Annotated in this window: 15 protein-coding genes; 7 read left to right on the top strand and 8 right to left on the bottom strand. The window is 59.5% G+C overall.

Features of this window, described 5'->3' with window-relative positions; genetic code table 11:
• Nucleotides 1-225 precede the first annotated feature (225 nt).
• On the bottom strand, nt 226-1353 hold the full coding sequence (locus CGL56_RS04605; RefSeq protein ID WP_099105297.1) for a DUF4221 family protein: 1128 nt from the start codon (nt 1351-1353) through the stop codon (nt 226-228).
• Between the two features lie 380 nt (nt 1354-1733).
• On the bottom strand, nt 1734-1985 hold the full coding sequence (locus tag CGL56_RS18015) for a hypothetical protein (protein WP_143470610.1): 252 nt from the start codon (nt 1983-1985) through the stop codon (nt 1734-1736).
• A 315-nt stretch (nt 1986-2300) separates the two neighbouring features.
• Between CGL56_RS18015 and CGL56_RS04600 the strand changes: the two genes are divergently transcribed.
• Both CGL56_RS04600 and CGL56_RS04595 read left to right on the top strand, forming a co-directional pair.
• Nucleotides 2301-2666 (top strand): hypothetical protein, encoded by a 366-nt coding sequence (locus CGL56_RS04600; RefSeq protein ID WP_099105296.1) that lies wholly within the window; start codon nt 2301-2303, stop codon nt 2664-2666.
• A gap of 179 nt (nt 2667-2845) precedes the next feature.
• Nucleotides 2846-3199, top strand: a complete 354-nt coding sequence (locus CGL56_RS04595) for a hypothetical protein (RefSeq protein ID WP_143470609.1) — start codon at nt 2846-2848, stop codon at nt 3197-3199.
• A gap of 195 nt (nt 3200-3394) precedes the next feature.
• Here the strand turns inward: CGL56_RS04595 and CGL56_RS04590 are convergent, their stop codons facing one another.
• Entirely contained in the window at nt 3395-4507 is a 1113-nt protein-coding gene (locus CGL56_RS04590; protein ID WP_143470608.1) for a YncE family protein, read from the bottom strand.
• A 617-nt stretch (nt 4508-5124) separates the two neighbouring features.
• Here CGL56_RS04590 and CGL56_RS18605 point away from each other — a divergent pair.
• From CGL56_RS18605 to CGL56_RS04575, 3 genes are all read left to right on the top strand, one after another.
• Nucleotides 5125-5331: a helix-turn-helix domain-containing protein gene (locus CGL56_RS18605; RefSeq protein WP_099105293.1), complete on the top strand. Its 207-nt coding sequence runs from the start codon at nt 5125-5127 to the stop codon at nt 5329-5331.
• 360 nt (nt 5332-5691) lie between these two features.
• Entirely contained in the window at nt 5692-6741 is a 1050-nt protein-coding gene (locus CGL56_RS18420; protein ID WP_245183930.1) for an efflux RND transporter periplasmic adaptor subunit, read from the top strand.
• Complete coding sequence (locus CGL56_RS04575) at nt 6738-9779, top strand: efflux RND transporter permease subunit (protein WP_262490626.1); 3042 nt, start codon at nt 6738-6740, stop codon at nt 9777-9779. Before CGL56_RS18420 ends, CGL56_RS04575 begins: the two co-directional genes overlap by 4 nt.
• Before the next feature lie 59 nt (nt 9780-9838).
• Here CGL56_RS04575 and CGL56_RS04570 read toward each other — a convergent pair whose 3' ends face one another.
• Complete coding sequence (locus CGL56_RS04570) at nt 9839-12181, bottom strand: acyl-CoA dehydrogenase family protein (RefSeq protein ID WP_099105290.1); 2343 nt, start codon at nt 12179-12181, stop codon at nt 9839-9841.
• A 112-nt stretch (nt 12182-12293) separates the two neighbouring features.
• Here CGL56_RS04570 and CGL56_RS04565 point away from each other — a divergent pair, with 112 nt between their 5' ends.
• Entirely contained in the window at nt 12294-12857 is a 564-nt protein-coding gene (locus CGL56_RS04565) for a GNAT family N-acetyltransferase (protein ID WP_167641479.1), read from the top strand.
• A gap of 42 nt (nt 12858-12899) precedes the next feature.
• Here CGL56_RS04565 and bla read toward each other — a convergent pair whose 3' ends face one another.
• Both bla and CGL56_RS04555 read right to left on the bottom strand, forming a co-directional pair.
• Complete coding sequence (gene bla, locus CGL56_RS04560) at nt 12900-13637, bottom strand: subclass B1 metallo-beta-lactamase (RefSeq protein WP_099105289.1); 738 nt, start codon at nt 13635-13637, stop codon at nt 12900-12902.
• 97 nt (nt 13638-13734) lie between these two features.
• Entirely contained in the window at nt 13735-14208 is a 474-nt protein-coding gene (locus CGL56_RS04555) for a nuclear transport factor 2 family protein (protein WP_209280248.1), read from the bottom strand.
• A 137-nt stretch (nt 14209-14345) separates the two neighbouring features.
• On the opposite strand from CGL56_RS04555, the gene CGL56_RS04550 reads away from it, so the two are divergent.
• Nucleotides 14346-15209: a sterol desaturase family protein gene (locus CGL56_RS04550; protein WP_099105288.1), complete on the top strand. Its 864-nt coding sequence runs from the start codon at nt 14346-14348 to the stop codon at nt 15207-15209.
• A 1-nt stretch (nt 15210) separates the two neighbouring features.
• Here the strand turns inward: CGL56_RS04550 and CGL56_RS04545 are convergent, their stop codons facing one another.
• Both CGL56_RS04545 and CGL56_RS18195 read right to left on the bottom strand, forming a co-directional pair.
• Entirely contained in the window at nt 15211-16545 is a 1335-nt protein-coding gene (locus tag CGL56_RS04545) for an MgtC/SapB family protein (protein WP_099105287.1), read from the bottom strand.
• Nucleotides 16546-16609: 64 nt separating this feature from the next.
• Nucleotides 16610-16993, bottom strand: a complete 384-nt coding sequence (locus tag CGL56_RS18195; protein WP_167641480.1) for a nuclear transport factor 2 family protein — start codon at nt 16991-16993, stop codon at nt 16610-16612.
• Between the last annotated feature and the right edge of the window lie 5 nt (nt 16994-16998).

Below are 16998 nucleotides of genomic sequence, written 5' to 3'. Positions count from 1 at the left end.
GCCAAAATGCTATGCCCCTGGTGGATGATGATCCATACCGTTACCACGCGAAGCCGGCAGGGGCAAATTAAACTACTTGTATGGCTTAAGCAATTTCAGAAAATTATCCGGTACTCTAACGAAATCCATATGCCTTCAAACCGTTGCTGGCCCAAATCATTTCGCGATTGGTATATCTTGGCAGCGCAATTGAAAGGCTTATTATTACTTGTAATAAACTGCCCTTTACTGCATTGACAATATAGCGTACGGAATAGCTGCACTCCGATCATTTGCGAACTTCTTGCGGTTTAACATCATTAAACCGAATTTGCTGCCAAATGCAGATGATGGTTTGTAATCATCTGGCACCGTAGACTCGCCAATAGCTTTGAATTCCTTATCGAAAGCTACAACGCTATACTTAAAGGGCCACCCATCTTTCTCTGGAACATGAATTTTAGCGAGGCGATAGAAAATCTCATTTTTGCCGTCATAATACAAACCCGTGTAATATGACAATGAATTGTAATATCTGGTATGGTCGGCTTGGTCAGGTTGATCAGCAACATAGTATAGGTCGGAAAACGCGGGAATCTCATCAATTTCGTTAGATTGCATATAATGAGACTCTTCTAAGGTGAAGTTGGTGTTGTAAATGTGCACTTTTTGATCTACCGGAAAAGATACGCAGAATTTCAGTTCCCCCTTGGATTCAAAATGAATAATTGAGGCGTGATATAGATATGGATACAAACCATATGACTGTTGTTTATATATTTCCGGATAATCTATAATTTGTTTAGACGTCCAGGTTCCATGATCAATAATTCTAAAGGCTTTGTTTTGAGATATGTCTTTGTAATTGTGGGATATTTGTGGTACAATTGAAGCGCTGCCAATTGTCAAAGGCAGTCCTTGGTACGAACTGACGAGGTAGATGTTATCGGTGTCAACGGTTCCGTCAACAACAGAGGCAAAATTACTTTTGACTGAGTATATTGATCTCATCATATTGGCTATATACAGGTAGTGTCCAGGTTTAATCATAGCTATTCCATCGCCATCACCAGCTACTTTGATTGACCCTTTCCCTTCTCTTGGCAATGGGAGCTCTTCTACCAATTCACCATCATTAAGATCAAATCGAAAGATTCTTTCATTCGAAAGATTTAGCAAGTATTCTTTTCCGTTATAACTTGCCACACTCATCCCGTGAAGGTTATCGTAATTATACGTATTGCTCGCAATTAAATACAATGAGTCGACTTCTACTAAATCGAGATATTCAAGTTTCGAACGGGGCGTGGGAGAATCAGCGTGTGAAGTGCAAGCACATAGGAAAATGATAATTAAATGGAATATTAGTTTCATGTGAAGAAATTAGCCGCTATTGATTCGATTGAAAACGGTTAACTGGCCAAAGAGGTCTCTGTTATTACGATGTTTGCGATTGACCAATCTTTTATTGCACGTCCAAATCCTTCTCAATCGGCTACGAGCGGCCAATTTTATCCTGAGCGGCGTTGAAGATAATTGCCGATGCTACCGGCATCGCCTCGTTTTTCACCTTGCTCAGAACAGAATTTTATCACTCTCGCTCGATCAGCAAAACTTGGGCATGCTTCTACGATTAAAATTTTATGTAAGTGGTAATATTGTTAATTACATAATCGCAAATTGATATGTTTATCTAGGACGAATTCCTATGTAATAGTAACTGCATGTTTTGTCGAAAATGGGAGGTCGAGAAGTTATTGTTCGATTGGCGGCTTAGATGTTCCTCCAATCACCGTGCCATTACAACCTGGTGTGCCGCCCGAGGCCATGCATATGTCGCCTGTTCCATCACTGCAAGTCCAACAAGAGCCATTATTTGGTCCCGACGCTGAAACCGTGCACGATCCACATTCCGCACCTACTGGAATGGAAATGGCAAAAATTGAAGCAAAGACAATGACCGCAATCGCCATCGACTTTATTTTTACTATCAAGTTTTTATTCATGGTGTATCAATGTTGAACATGCAGTGGAATACTGCATCGCCTTCAAATTCAGGCGAGGCCCGTTACCGATATCCATTATATGGAACAGTATTTTTTATATCAAGCGTATAGATAGAAATGTCGCTAAATGTCGTATTGAAGTTGCGTGATTCGTGGTTAACGCGTGAACGCCTTCATCTTGTGATCGCCTATTCCTGTTGCAGGTTGTATCCAAATACGAGATTATGGTGATCACAACGATAGGGTTGATGACGCTGCTCGATTGCAGCAGTTCTCACTATCGGAGATTTGGCCATCCGGTAGTACTTTTCGGGGATGGCTAAAGCACGATCTGAGTCCGAACTTTCCCGCCTGTGTAGCTTCGACTACGTCTTCGGCCAAATCCTACATCCGTTCTTTAGCAGGCTAGACGATGGCCGCGCCTTCAACGCCAGCTATTCCCTGGGGGATGCCCTACGGGCCGCCTTCGCTATTTACTCGTTCAAGGCCGCTTCCTTGTTTGAGTTTGGTCGCCTGACGCAGGCCGAAGAGCACAACCTGGCCAGCGTGTTCCGCATCGGTCGTATTCCGTCCGACAACTGCCTGCGTAAGCTGCTCGACGGGGTACGTCCGGCCGAACTACGGGCCGGCTTCGGGCGCCTGCTGGATCACCTGCGCGGGGCGGGCCTACTGCGCCGCTAATTCGTCTGGCGAGACTTCGTGGCCGTCAGCACCGCGACGGTACGACCGACCTCTACCATGCGCTGCTGAGCGCTGCCCTGGTGCAGCCCGGCGTGGCCAAAGTATTCCCCCGGGACCACGAGCCGATCACCGGCCGCGACGGGCGGAGCAAGTAAACGGTGTTCCCCTTCGTGACCAACGTGGGACTGACTAAGGACAACGTAGGCCGCTTGCTGGCCATCGGGCGGGCCCGCAGGAAGATCGAAAACGGGATCTTCAATACGCTAAAGAACAAGGGCTACCACTTCGAGCACAATTACGGCCCCGGGGAGAAGAACCTGTGCACGGTAATGGCCTACCTGATTATGATGGCCGTTTGGGTTGACCAATTGCAACAAGCCGCCAACCAGACCTTGCGTACACTGCTCGGTGGACTCAAGACGAAGGCGAAGCTCTGGGATAGCCTGCGCACGGTCTTCCGCAGGGTGCCGGCACCAAACATGCAGAAGTTACACCTCGAAATTGCCGACATGTACTGCATCAGGCTGATCTGACCGATAGTGAGAACCGCTGGCTACCGACAGACTTTTCGTGTTCGATTGGGAGGGAAAGCTGGTCCGGAGTTACCGACTTCCCTACCGTGCCCACACCCTGGCGGTATCGGATCGGGGAACGGTCTTTATCGCATCCGACGACGAAGACGTGCGCATATACCGGAGCGATTCACCATTGTGATCGGAATGCTTATTTTATTTTTCTGAGGACGGCTTAAAAGCGATCAATACCATTCCGTCAATATCTGTATTGGGGTCGGGATTATAGTACTCAACCGGTACTGAGGGCTGATCAGCCAATTTCTGCAACTCCTCAAACTTTTCCTTGAACATCTTCACTATAAAGTAGCCGTTGGTGAGCTTGGTCGGAGTTGTCAGAGTGAACGCTCCGCTTTGGACGAACCGACCGTCAAAAAGCGTATTTCCCGAAGGGTCGGCAATGGACATCTGTGGCCTGGACGTATTTATGCCCGGGGTGTATATCCTATAGGTATAGTTGCCGGAATTAACTGCTTGAGATACGTACGCATAGTCATTCACGACAATTTCGGTGACCGGATCGGCTACGTCTGCCTCGTCGAAGAGGGCCTGGGTCGTTTCCGCGGCGCTAAGGCCGGTTGTGTATGCTGGAAATATGGTGTCCGGTTCCACCCGAAACGTGGTGTCCGTAAACTGTTGGTTAAAGTATAGCGTCCCTTCGTTCCAGAAAAATTCGTGGTAATCCAAAAATGTTTCACGAACGGGCGGCAGAGGGCCTGAACCGGCCAGGCGGACAATTTCTCCCGTACCATCAATATATATAAAGCTATGATGGCGGTCTGGATGCCCGGTTACGCTCCGGTTGTAGTAGATGTCGGTAAACAGCACCAGGTGATCGTTGGGGAGCACCGCCATGTCAGAAAAGTTGATTCCGTGCCGGATGGTTCCTACCTTGGCGCCATTCCGATCATAAACAAAGATGGTTTTGGCGGTCCAGTCGTTGACGTACAATCGGCCACTGTGCTCTGCGAAGGCAACATTGTCAATGTTTCCAGGTGAAGCATCCGGGCCTTCTACACCACAAGCGATCTGCCACTTGATCTCCCCCTCAGTCGAAAAAGAGGTGACGCGGCACCGGTCCCGATCGATGAAAATAAATTGGCCCCCCAGAGTGTCCACGAACATTTCTGACATTGAGGTGCCGGATTTGAGAGTGGCCCCGTAGGGTACATTGACCATTATCGGTTCGGAGAAAAAATGGCCGCCGGCAATTTTATAAGATTGGCCTACCGATCCTGTCGTCGTAGTGTGCAATGGTTCGCTTTCCATAGTGCAGCACTGTAGAATGACTAATAACCAAACATAAGGTAAGCACTTTGACATAGTTTTAAATTATGCCTAGCTCCTGGGGTTAACCCAAAAGCTAGGCTAAAATTGTGGAATAGGTTTATTGTTCATTGCACCCACCACAGCCGGCGGGGGTGCAGGGTGACATGCCGCAACCACACGCTACGCAGGTGCTCGACCCTCCATCGCATACGGCTCGGCACACATGGGCGGTTCCACCACCCTCTGAGCAGGTCATATATGAGCCGATAAATCCACAACCTGCAAATGATGCATTCGGTATGGAGAAGGCTGCCGCGAAAAAAGTTAATAAGACAGCTTTTCTAAACTGCTTAGTAATAGGTGGAAAAGTAAACATGGCACTATGATGTGTTCTCTAGACAACCAATCTAGTAAATGGCCTCCCATTTGAGGTAGTTGGAAGGAGCTACCGTTTACCCAAAATGCGTCGTCTAATCGCAATTGGCAAATATTTGATCTTTAATGTCTTGTGATGTCAATACCGCTCACGAACTGGTTTTCGGCCAGCAGCGATTTGAGGACGTATGAACTTTGAGCTCAGTTAGGACGAAGTCAAGGAACAGCAGTCGACGGTCCACCTGGACCACAATCTCCACCCCGACGCCGCGGACATCTGCGCCTCCGTCCGCGACACCTTCGGGGTAGAGTATACGGTGAGCGGTATGACGGACCTGCGACACCGCCTGGGCTTCGTCTACAAGGAGAGCAGGGCGGTACCGGCCCGGGCCGAGGAGGCCAGCAAAATTGCCTTTGCTGGAAGAACATTTGGGGCCGAAGCTGGATAAAGTGACGCTCGTCGCCTCGCTTCATCAAATTATTTCCGTAATTTCAGCAAGATTTCCGCATCCAATACTTCGTTAGCTTGACACTAATGGCACCTATTCCCTTCAAAACTCGTAGTCAGCTGGCCTACGAATGTTCGGTCCACACCCGAACGGTAACCAGAAAACTTGAGCAACTGGCACCGCATCTGCCCAAGCGACAGCGGTTGTCACCATCTTATCAAAAGCTGTTTTACGTACATTATGGCTGGCCGTCCTGCGTCGATCGCTCGACTTACCAAAATATTCCCCTGCCCCCCCCCCGCCCACTGATCCGGCTCAGTAATTATGGCACGCCTCCATCCTAGTTACCTCTATCTATGTTTGCTCTTCCTAACCCATTGCGGTGGGGGGGAGAAGGTGGAACCGGTAGCCGTGAACCTTTCGGGCGAATCTATAACCGAAGTGGTGGCACCGGAAGTGACGATCGTTCAAGCCCGACTCGGGCAATTACCCCTAAGGCGGCAAACCAACGGCAACCTGCGTGCGCGTCGCGAGATAACGATCAGTAGCCAGATCGGCGGCGTGCTAACCCTGGCTCCGGTGGAAGGGAAGTACTACCGCCGGGGAGACACCCTGGCGGTCACCGACCTGCGCCCGGTGCGATTAGCCGTAGACCGGGCGATGGCCGCGCGTGAGGAGGCGGCGTTCCGCCACCGCGACCTGCTCCTACGCCTATCCATCAACCTTCCACCCGGTGATACCGTCCTGCCCCGACTGGCCCGCGACAATGCGCTTATTCAGTCGGGATTGCCGGCTGCGGAGGTGGCCCTGCGGGAAGCCCACTATGCACTCACGCAGGCCATACAGCTAGCCCCCTTCGCGGGCCGCGCGGCCGAGGTAGAGGCCCAGGCCGGACAATTGGTAGGCGTGGGGGAGGAAATTTGTACCCTAATCGATCCGACGAGCCTCGAAGCGGAGTTCACTTTATTGGAGCAGGAGATTCCCCGACTCGACCAGGGGCACCGGATCACCGTAAGCCCGCTCGCCCTCCCGGAGGTCAAGATTCCCGCCACCCTCGATATCGTCAATCCACGGGTGAACGACGGTGGGCTCCTGCGGGTGCGTGCCCGTTTGGGCAACACCGGGTCACACCGCCTGTACCCGGGCATGAACGTGATGGTAACCATCGCGGGGCACTCCGACGAAGCGGTGCTCTTGCCTAAGGAAGCCTTGGTCCTGCGCTCTGGCCGCCCCGTCGTGTTCACCTACGATGAGGAGAGCGCGCGCGCGAAGTGGCAGTACGTGAGCGTCCTGCACGAGAACGACGAGATGATCGCCGTCGGCGAAGGCGTGGAACCCGGTGCCTCCGTAATCGTTTCCGGCAACCTGAACCTGGACCACGATGCCCGGGTGATCGTCAAAGTGAAATAAAGCCAGTCGCTATCCTACGCCATCTCCTGCACCGTCCCGTAGCCGTACTGCTTTCCTTCGTCGCGGTAGTGGTGTTGGGGCTCTACGCAGCGGTCCGCTTACCGGTGGGCTTACTGCCCGAAGTAGGCATCCCCCGCCTGAGCGTACAGGTGAGTTACCCCAACGCCGCGGCGCGTACCCTGGAAGACGGTGTGGTGGCGCCCCTCCGCAACGCCCTCTTGCAGGTGAACGGGCTAACCGATATCCGGAGCCGAACGCGGGATGAATCCGCGGTTCTTTACCTGGACTTCCCCTTCGGCACGGACCCTGATCTGGCCTTCATCGAAGTCAACGAAAAGATCGACCAGGCCATGGGGCAGTTGCCCCGGGACGTCGAACGCCCCCGGGTGCTGGCAACCGACGTGGCGGATATTCCCGTCGTGCAACTGAGCGTGACCTTGCGGGATACCCAGGCCACGGCCTCCGAAATGCTGGAACTCAGCGAACTCGGCCGCCTGGTGCTCAAAAGAAGACTGGAGCAGTTGCCTGAGGTTGCGTTCGCGGATCTGAGTGGCCAACTTACCCCGCGACTCAGCGTGCGGCCGAACCGGCAGACCTTGCGGGCCGTCGGTCTTACGGAAGATGACCTGGCGCGCCTGCTGAACGAGGCCAACCTGGAAGTGGGCAGCCTGCTGCTGCGCGACGGCGCCTACGAGTACGGCGTCCGCTTCACCGGGGAACTGCGTACCGCGGCCGACCTCGAGGCGCTGTATCTAAAGGTGGGTGGACGGACGGTGCCCCTGGGCGAGCTCGCCACCGTAACCTACGAAGCCCGACCACCCCGCGGGCAGTTCCTGTACGGAGACCACCCCGGCCTGGTCTTCACCCTGCGCAAGCGCGCCGACGCCCGCCTGTTTGCGCTGCAGGAAAATCTTGATAAGTTGCTCGCTGACCTAAGGCAGCAGTACCCTAGTCTGCGGTTCGCGCTGGACAACGACCAGACGGCAGTATTGCGGGCCAGCATCGACAACCTGACCGGGGGGCTACTGTACGGCGCGGGCTTCGCCGTTCTGATCCTTTTCCTCTTTTTCCGCGGCTGGCGCCGCCCGGCTCTGATCGCGTTGGCCGTGCCGGTAGCCCTCCTACTGGCTATCCTGGGCTTTTACCTGGCCGGCCTCACCATCAACGTAGTGTCGCTGGCCGGTCTGATACTGGGCATCGGGCTGATGATCGACAACAGCATCATCGTACTGGACAATATCGACCAGGTGGGCGGGGCGGGGGACCCGCAGGAAATCGCCGCGGCTACCGACGAGGTCATCCGACCGCTCATTTCCTCGGCACTCACCACGGTGGCGGTCTTCCTGCCGATGGTACTGCTCAGTGGCGTTACCGGGGCGCTGTTCCGCGATCAGGCGGTGGCGGTCACCCTGGCCCTCGCAGCCTCCCTGCTGGTGGCCTACTTTCTGCTGCCATTGTTAAGCTTTAAGCTGATCCGTCCGGAGCGGGAGAAGGGCCGCGTCTCGTCCGCCCCGGACCGGGGGTGGCGGGTATTTGACCGGACGGTTTCCGGCTTTGTTCGCCGTCCGATCATGGCAGCGGCGGCCGTGCTGCTGTGGATCGGATTGGGCGTATGGTTAGCCGCCCGGCTGCCGACTACGGGGTTTCCGGAGTTGTCGCGGCCCGATTATGTGTTGGAGGTCGACTGGAATGCCCCGCTGTCCTTGGAGGAACACGGCACCCGCGTCCGCGCCCTTATGGCGGCCTGGCGGCAACGCTTTGGCGGCGAAACGGCCGCCCTGGTCGGGGAACAGGAATTCCTGCTGGCCCAGGAGGCGCAAGCCACTACCGCCACGAGCTTGGAATTGTACCTGCCCAAGCCGCCACGCGATCCGGATTTCGCCAATGGTTTCCTGGACGGCTGGCGCCGCCGCTACCCGGAAGCCGCGTTCGCCTTCCGGCCGCTGCACAATCTCTTTGACCGTATTTTTCTCAACGACGACCCCTATCTGGAGGTGCGCTTGCGGCAGGCCGTCGGTGGCCGCACGCCAGCGTGGGAGGTGGTGGAACCGGTACTGGAAAGTCTGTCGGCCCAGGGGTACCGACCCCAACCCCCCGGCCGGAACGAAGCCATCGCGCTGCGCCTGAATTACGCGCAGTTGCAGGTGAACCGGGTCGACAGCGACCGGCTGCGCGGCCGACTGCTGACGCTTTTCGGGGAAAATGAGGTGACCCGGCTGCGGGCCAACGACCGCGCCCTACCCGTGCTGCTGGTGAACGACGAACCACTGACCACGCGCCGCCTGCTGGAGGCCACCGTTACGAACCGAGACGGGAACGAGATCCCCCTGCAGTACCTGCTGCGGCTTGACCGCCGGCCCGCTTACCGCGTGCTGACGGCCGATCGAGGCGGTGAATACCTGAGCGTGCCCCTGCCCGAAGGGCCGGTCGAGCTAAAAGAACTGACCCCGCTACTGGCCGGCCCGGGGCTGACGGCCCAGGTTGCCGGCCGCTACTTCACCGACGACGGACGGGTGCGGGAACTGGGTGGGGTGCTATTGGTGAGCTTGCTGCTGCTCTACCTCATCCTGGCGGCGCAGTTTGAATCCCTGCTGTTGCCCTTTGTCGTCTTGTTGGTCGTGCCGGTGAGCCTGGTCGGTGCGGTGCTTGCCCTTTACGTCACCGGCGGCACCCTGAATCTGCTGAGCCTGATCGGCATGGTGGTTACGGGCGGGATCGTAGTGAACGACGCGATCATCAAGGTCGATATGATCGAGCGCGGCCGCAGGGCGGGACGGACCGTGCTGGAGGCCATCCACCTGGCGGGGCGGCGGCGGTTACGGGCCATCGTGATGACCTCGCTGACGACCATCCTGGCCCTGGCGCCGGTGCTCTTCGCCGGTGGGCTGGGGGCGGAACTGCAGCGGCCGCTGGCGGTAGCGGTATTGGGTGGGCTTTCCGTCGGTACAATAGGAAGCTTGTACGTGGTGCCGTTGTTGTACCGCTGGTTTTCGGCGTTCGGAACGCGCTGGTCCAAGGAAATTTCATTGGACGACTAAGTGGTCCATGGTAAACTGGTCGGACCACTTAAGTGGTCCGACCACTGAGCGTTGGACCACTACACCACCGCGATCGGCGCCCCCAGCAGCTTGTCCGGTATCCCGAAGCCGTCCACCAACACTCCGGCCTCCGGCCGGAGCTCGGCGCAGAGCTTGTCCACCAGCTTGCGGATCGCCTTGCTTTTCTGGCCGCTGATGTAGCCGCTCTCGAGGTACCAGGCCGCGTGGCCCTCGATGGTGTGGACGGCGTAGAGCTGGATGGTCTTTTTCAGTAGGCTGGAGACATCCGATGTTTCCGAAACATCGGATGTCTCCAGCCCTTCCAGACGATCCAGCGCGGCATCCACCACCAGCTGCTCCACGTAGGCCTCGGCGGCGGCGATCATGTGGGTCTGGCAGAGGAGGCCGGCCTCGTAGGCGCTCTTGCCTTCCTTTATGTAGGCCCGCAGCCGCTGGGCCAGGGTGGTCACCAGCCGGCGGGCGCGGAAGTGGAAGGCCGTCTGGTAGAAGCCGGGGCTTTCCAGGTGCTCGCGGTCGGTCTGCCGCACCACGTAGGGGTTCTGCTCCGTGACCATGGTGGTGACCCGGCGGCCGATGAACTTCAGTACGGCGATGTTGCCGTCTTCCTGGAAGGACTTCTTGAACTCGGTCAGCAGGCTCTTGGCCAGCAGCTGCATGAGTACGGTGTTGTCGCCCTCGAAGGTGGTGAAGATGTCGGTGTCGGCCTTCAGGTCGGTGATGCGGTTCTCGGCCAGGTAGCCCTTGCCGCCGGTGGCCTCCCGGCACTCCTGGATGGCGGCGGTAGTGAACCAGGTGGCGTAGCTCTTCAGTCCGGCGGCCATGGCCTCGATCTCCCGCATGTCGTCCGGCGTGCGGGCCACGAAGCGGTCCAGCAGGTGGTCCAGTCCGAACTGCAGGGCGTAGGCCTTGGCCACCAGGGGCAGGAGGCGCCGCTGCTGGTTGGGGTAGTCCAGGATGATGGTTTCCGAGCGCATGGATTCCGAGGGGAACTGCCGGCGGCGCAGCCCGTAGCGTACCGCGATGGCCAGGGCCGACTTGGCCGCGCTCAGCCCGGCGCGCGGGACGAACACCCGTCCGCCCACCAGGGTGCCGAGCATGGTGAAGAAGCGCTTGCCGGGACTCCTGATGGGACTGTGGTAGCTGCCGTCTTCGGTGATGCCCCCGTACTTGTCCAGGAGGTTGTCCACCGGCACCCGCACCTGGTCGAACCAGATGCGGCCGTTGTCCACCCCGTTGAGTCCCATCTTGTAGCCGTTGTCCGCCACCCGGATGCCGGGCAGCACGTGGCCCTCCGCGTCGCGGATCGGCACGACCACCGCGTGGACGCCGTGGCTTTCCCCGTCGACGATCAGCTGGCAAAAGACCGCCGCCAGGCGGGCGTGTATGGCGTTACCGATGTACTCCTTCCCCGCGGCAATGCTGGGGGAATGGACGATGAGCTCCCGGTGCTCGTGATCGTACACGGCCGTGGTTTCCAGTCCGCGTACGTTGCTGCCGTGGCCCGTCTCCGTCATGGCGAAGCAGCCCGGCAGCTCCAGGGTGCCGGTTTCTCGCAACCAACGATCGTGGTGCCGTTTGCTACCCAGGTTGTACACCGCCCCGCCCCAGAGGCCGAACTGTACGCCGAACTTGATTACCAGGCTCAGGTCGTGGTAGGCAATGGCCTCGAAGGCACCGGCGTACTCCGACATGCTGTCTTCGCCCCCGTATTCCGGGGGGTAGGAGAGGGCCCCGATGCCCTCCTGGGCCAGTTCGCGGCACCAGCGGAGCACCTGCTCCCGGTAGTCCTCCTTGATGCGCAGGGTGGGGCGGTCGAAGGAGGGGCGCAGCAGGATCTTTTTGGTGCGGGCGATGATCCCGGCCCGTTCCCCCTCCAGGATGCGCTGCAGGTCGTTGGGGTCGATGCGGGATTCGGTAATCGCCTCGGCGAGCTTCTGCCGTTGGTCGTAGAGCGGGAAGAGCGAGCGGTAGGTGTCTTCCTGCACCCCGCCCAGGTTGGCTTCCAGCTCTTGCAGGGCGGGCAGCTGCGCGGCCCAGAAGTCGCGGCGCGCATCCGGGTCTTCTTCCGCGGCGAGCCCCAGCCAGACACCCAGTTCGGCCAGGCTGGCGGTGCGGTCCTCGGGCAGTGCCTCCGCCGCCAATCGCCCGCTGCTCAGCCACTGCTGATACCGCTCGCGGCTCGGCGGGCGAGCCGGATCACTCCATTCCCGCAGCACCGGCTTGTCCTCCTCGGTAAGGAAGGGCAGGGCCCCGGCTTGCTGCCGCAGGGATTCCACCTCGGGTACGCTCAGGTGGCGGTCCGACCAAGCGGCGTACAGGAAGGGGATCATGGCCTGGATGCCGGGAGACAGGGAGGTGGAGGCGGGGAGGTCGACGCCCATAGGGATTGGAAGTTTGGAAGACAACGCAATCCGCGCGGCTTCGGTTGGTGGGCCCGGAATACTACCAAATATTGGCCGGTTTTCTTACCTTAATACCACACCTGTCAAGCCCATGGAGATCCTGACCCCCCGCCTCCGTCTCCGTACCTGGAAAAAGCGTGACCTGCCCCACCTGGCAGCCATCAACGCGGACCCCCGGGTCATGGAACATTTTCCCGCTCCCCTCTCCCGCAAGGAGTCCGATGATCTGGTCGAGCGGTTCATTACCCACCAGAAACAGCACGGCTACTGCTACTTCGCCGCCGAACGAAGGGGAGACCGCCGACTGCTGGGCTTCATCGGGCTGGCCAACCAGGACTACCCCGCCTATTTCACGCCCTGTACCGACATTGGCTGGCGGCTGCACCCCGACGTCTGGGGGCAGGGACTGGCCGCCGAAGGGGGCAAGGCCTGTCTGGAACACGCCTTCGGGGAACTCGGTCTGCCGGCCGTTCACGCCGTGGCAGTGCACCGCAACATGCCGTCCATTCGGGTCATGCACGCCCTCGGCATGCAGTACGAGGCTGCCTTCATTCATCCGAAAATCGGGGACCACCACCACCTGCAACCCTGCCTGGTCTACGTCAGTCGCCCGGCGGTGGAAGCGGAGGAGCCAGCCGAATTCCCGGAGGCATAGGGGCGGCGGAGCGCAGGTGCCGGAAACTTTCTTAAGGCCCGCCTACTCGAACAAGCGCACGGTATAGTCGAGCAACGCCGCGCCACCCACCGGTCCGTGGCCGGGAATTACCCATTCTACTTCCGGGTAGGCCGTGCGTACCGCCTTGACCGTAGGCGACCAGGCCTCCGGATCGGCGTCCGCCAGATTCCCCTTTCCGGCGCCGTCGGCCTTGATGAGGCAGCCCCCGAACAGTACGCCGGTCCCGGGGAGGTAGCTGACGATGTTGTCGCGGGTGTGGCCGGCCCCGAAGTAGCGGTTTTCTACCGTGCCCAACCCCACGCTCAGTACCAGCAGGGAATCGAAGCCGTGGCGGGGCACCGCTTCGCCGCGTGCGGCCGCCAGCTCGAGGGTCCGCAGGTGGGCGTAGGAGGGGATCCGCCGCGCGTGGAAGGCATCGAGTCCGCCGGTACAGTCGGCGTGAAAGTGGGTAGCCACCACGGCCGTCGGGCGGGCCAACAGGGCGGTGTCGATCCACGCCAGCAGCTCTTCCGCCCCCGGGCCGTCCGCCGGGGTATCCACCACCACGGCTTCCCCGTCGCTGGCGTACACTATACCATTGCAGGGCACGCGACCGAAGGACTCCGTCTCCAGGTAGCTGACGTGGACGTACACCCCCGCAGCCAGCCGGTCGATCCGCAGCGTGGGCGATTCGTAGACCGTCTCAGTAGCCGCCTGGGCCACCAGCAAACAGGGGGAAAGCAGCAGCCCCAGGGCGGCCAGCAGCGAGGATGTCTTCATGGGTGATAAAGGTAGCGGTCCGTCGGGAGTGATGCCCACTACAGGGCCGGCGCAGGGGGTATTCGCCGGGACCTGGGCACCTGCGCTCCGCCGCCGCCTAGTGCAGACTGATCACCCTCGATATCAGCCAGCGTTCGCCCTCCTGCCGCCAGACGGTGATGAAGCGACTGGGTACGGAGGGCGCGTCCGGTTCCGCCGCGTTCTCGAAGCGGTGGTAGCCGATCGCGATGGCGCCGAAGCCGGGAATGGGGTGAACCTCCACGGTTTGCGGCAGGAGAATCCGGCGGACCTTACCGCAGATATTCTCCTCGATGCCCCGGAGGATCTCGGCCTTGGAGGTGGACAATCCGCCCCGATCGTGGTAGAACTCCAGGTCGTCGGCGTACATGGCCGCCTGGGTTTCCATATCGCAGTTGTTGTAGGCGTCGAAATACCGCTGGTCCATTTCAAGGATGGTGCGGTACAGCACGGTACCGGATGGGCTATAGGCGGGGATGAGTGCCTGGGCGGAGAGGAAGGCGGTGCTTAGCAGGGCAAGGAAGAAGAAGCTTGGGGTAGGGGAAGGACGCATGGTGTCGTGGGTTATTGGAAAGGTTTTGGGTAAGGACGGGACAGTTTGGGAAAGGTGGCAGGGGGAGGCGCATCTTTCTGCGCGGCCTGAGGCCGCATTGTGCTGGCGCGGCCTGAGGCCGCATCGTACATTTGGGTATGCCGAAACTGCGCTTTTCCTTCCCCTGGTTTGATCGCAAGGCCTTCCCCGTGCTTGCGGGGGTGGTAGTGGGCTTGTACCTGCTGGAGGAGGTGCTCACCCTGCGCGAGCAGCACCACTCCAAGGTCAGGCGTTCACTGACGAATACCGCCGTAGCGGCTACCGGATTCACGGTGGTGCGGGCCGCCCTGCTGCCCGCCATGGTGTACGCCGGCGACTGGAGCGAGCGCCACCGCTTCGGACTGGTCCACTGGCTGGGACTGCCCGCGTGGGCGCGTACCACCGCCGCCTTTCTGTTGCTCGACTACACCAATTACTGCTGGCACGTACTTACCCACCGGGTGCCACTACTGTACCGCATGCACCGGGTACACCACAGCGACCTGGACATGGACGTGACCACCGGTTTCCGCTTCCACCTGGGCGAGCAGGTGTTCTCGATCTTCTTTCGGGGGGGCATGATCGCGCTGATCGGGGCCCCGTCGCGACTGGTGCTCGGCTACGAAGCCGTTTTCGAGGGCTGCACGGCCTTTCACCACAGCAACCTGCGGTTGCCCGCCGCGCTGGAACGGGGGTTGGCCCGGATCCTGATCACGCCCCGCGCCCACGGTATTCACCACAGCATCGTGGAGCAGGAATTCAATTCCAATTTCGGGGTGGTGCTTCCCTTCTGGGATTGGCTGCACGGCACGCGGTGCCTGGATATTCGCCAGGAAGAGATCACCATCGGGCTACCCGCCTGGCGTGACCCGGAGGAATTGACGGTACCGCGACTGCACCGTATGCCCTTCGACGAGTTGCGCCCCTGGGCCCTGCCCGACGGTACCGTGCCGCGACGGTTGCCAGCGGCCAACGGGGAGTAATTTATTCGGTTGCGGCGGGCGCGGGTTCCGCGGATTCCGCTCCGGTGCCGAACAACTCAGCGAGGTTGCCGATTACCCAGCTTTCCGGCCAGAGCCACAGTACCAGTCCGCCGGCCGCCAGGGTGAGGGCGGTGGCCCCGATGATGTACTTGGCCAGGCTGCGGGAGCCCAGTACCACGGCCATGCCCGCCTTGAAGATCATGTTGGAGAGGGCCGCGATGAGGATGAGCGACCAGCCCCGCTCGGCGGTCAGTCCGCCGTCCTTGATCGTGTTACTCAGGCTGAGGGTGATGGCGTCCACGTCGGTGAGGCCGCTGATGATGGATACCACGTAGAGGCCCTCCTGCCCGAAGTAGTCCTTGGCCACGGCCACCGCGAAAATGATCAGAGCGTAGAGGGCTCCGAAGATGAGGGCGGCCTTCAGCTGGGCGGGGTTGTCGGGGTCGGGGAGCTCCTCCTCTTCCCCCTCATTGTTGAACAGGTAGAGGCCCAGACAGATCAACGCCATGAAGAACACCATGGCCAGGATGGGCGGGCCGATCACCCCAACTTGTCCGGGGATGACTACGCCCACCTCGATCAGCACGCGGACGAAGGAGATGGTGGAGGCGATAAAGATGACCAGGGCCGCCAGCCGGCCGGCTCCGTTGGTACCCGCCGTCCGCTTGGCGTAGGTGACGGTAGTAGCCGTACTCGAAATGAGGCCGCCGAGAATGCCCCCGGCAATGGTGCCCACGCTCTTGCCGCCCCACTTGTAGATGAAGTAAGCGGTCACGCTGAGGCCCACGATGAGCACCACCATGGTCCAGATTTCCTTGGGGTTCAGCACGCTGTAGGGGCCGTAGTCCGCGTCCGGCAGCACCGGCATGATGATGAAGGCGATGGCCGCTAGTTGCATGATGGCGCGCACGTCCTCCCGGGTCATACTCCCGGAAACCTGGTGGAGGGTGCGTTTCAGCGACAGCAGGATGGCCGTGCCCGCCCCGGTGGCCACGGCCACGGAGGTGGGCCCGATGGGCAGGAAGGCCCCGACGAGGAACATCAGCAGGATGGCAATTTCGGTGGTTTGCCCGATGCCGGCATCGTCCTCCTCCAGGCTTTCGCCGCGCACGAGGTTAGCGGCCACCACGAGCAGGCTGACGGCCACGAGGCCCGCGGCCACGATCCAGATGGAATCCAGCCGCTCGGCAAAGAGGCCGCAGACGGTACCCGTGATGGTGATGAGGGGGAAGGTGCGGATGCCCGCCAATTCCGACTCGGCGCGTTCGCGTTGCAGGCCCACCAGCAGGCCCAGTCCCAGGGAGGTGGCCAGGTGTACAAAGGGTGTGTAGTCCATACTGGAAAATGGAAGCCCCGAAGCGGCCGATCTGTTCGCAGCACCCGGCCGGCATCCCCCCGGATCAGGCCTGCCGCCGCTCGGCCTCCATCAGGCTGCGCAGGGCGGCGGTATCGTAGTATACGTGGAGGGCGGCCACCTTGCCGTCGCGGATCTTGTACCATTCACAGATGTCGAGGGGCAGCTCACCGCCGCCGGGGGCCGCGATGCGGACCGTCACCTGGGTGATGACGGTGTGGCCGTCGACCACCCGCCGGTGCAGCTCTCCACCGCGGACGGAGGCGTAGAACGGCGCGCGGTTCTCGATGAACTGATCCCGGCCGGTGGCCACCGAAAGGGGACCCGTGAAGGTTACTTTCTCGGTCAGCATCTCATGCCATTGGTCGTCGCCGGCCAGGGTGCTGTGGCGGAAGGCGTCAAAGACTTTGTCGGGGGAGTGATCATCCATTTTTA

Source organism: Neolewinella marina, assembly GCF_002631205.1.
Lineage (GTDB): Bacteria > Bacteroidota > Bacteroidia > Chitinophagales > Saprospiraceae > Neolewinella > Neolewinella marina.
This window is presented reverse-complemented; position numbering and strand designations above follow the sequence as displayed.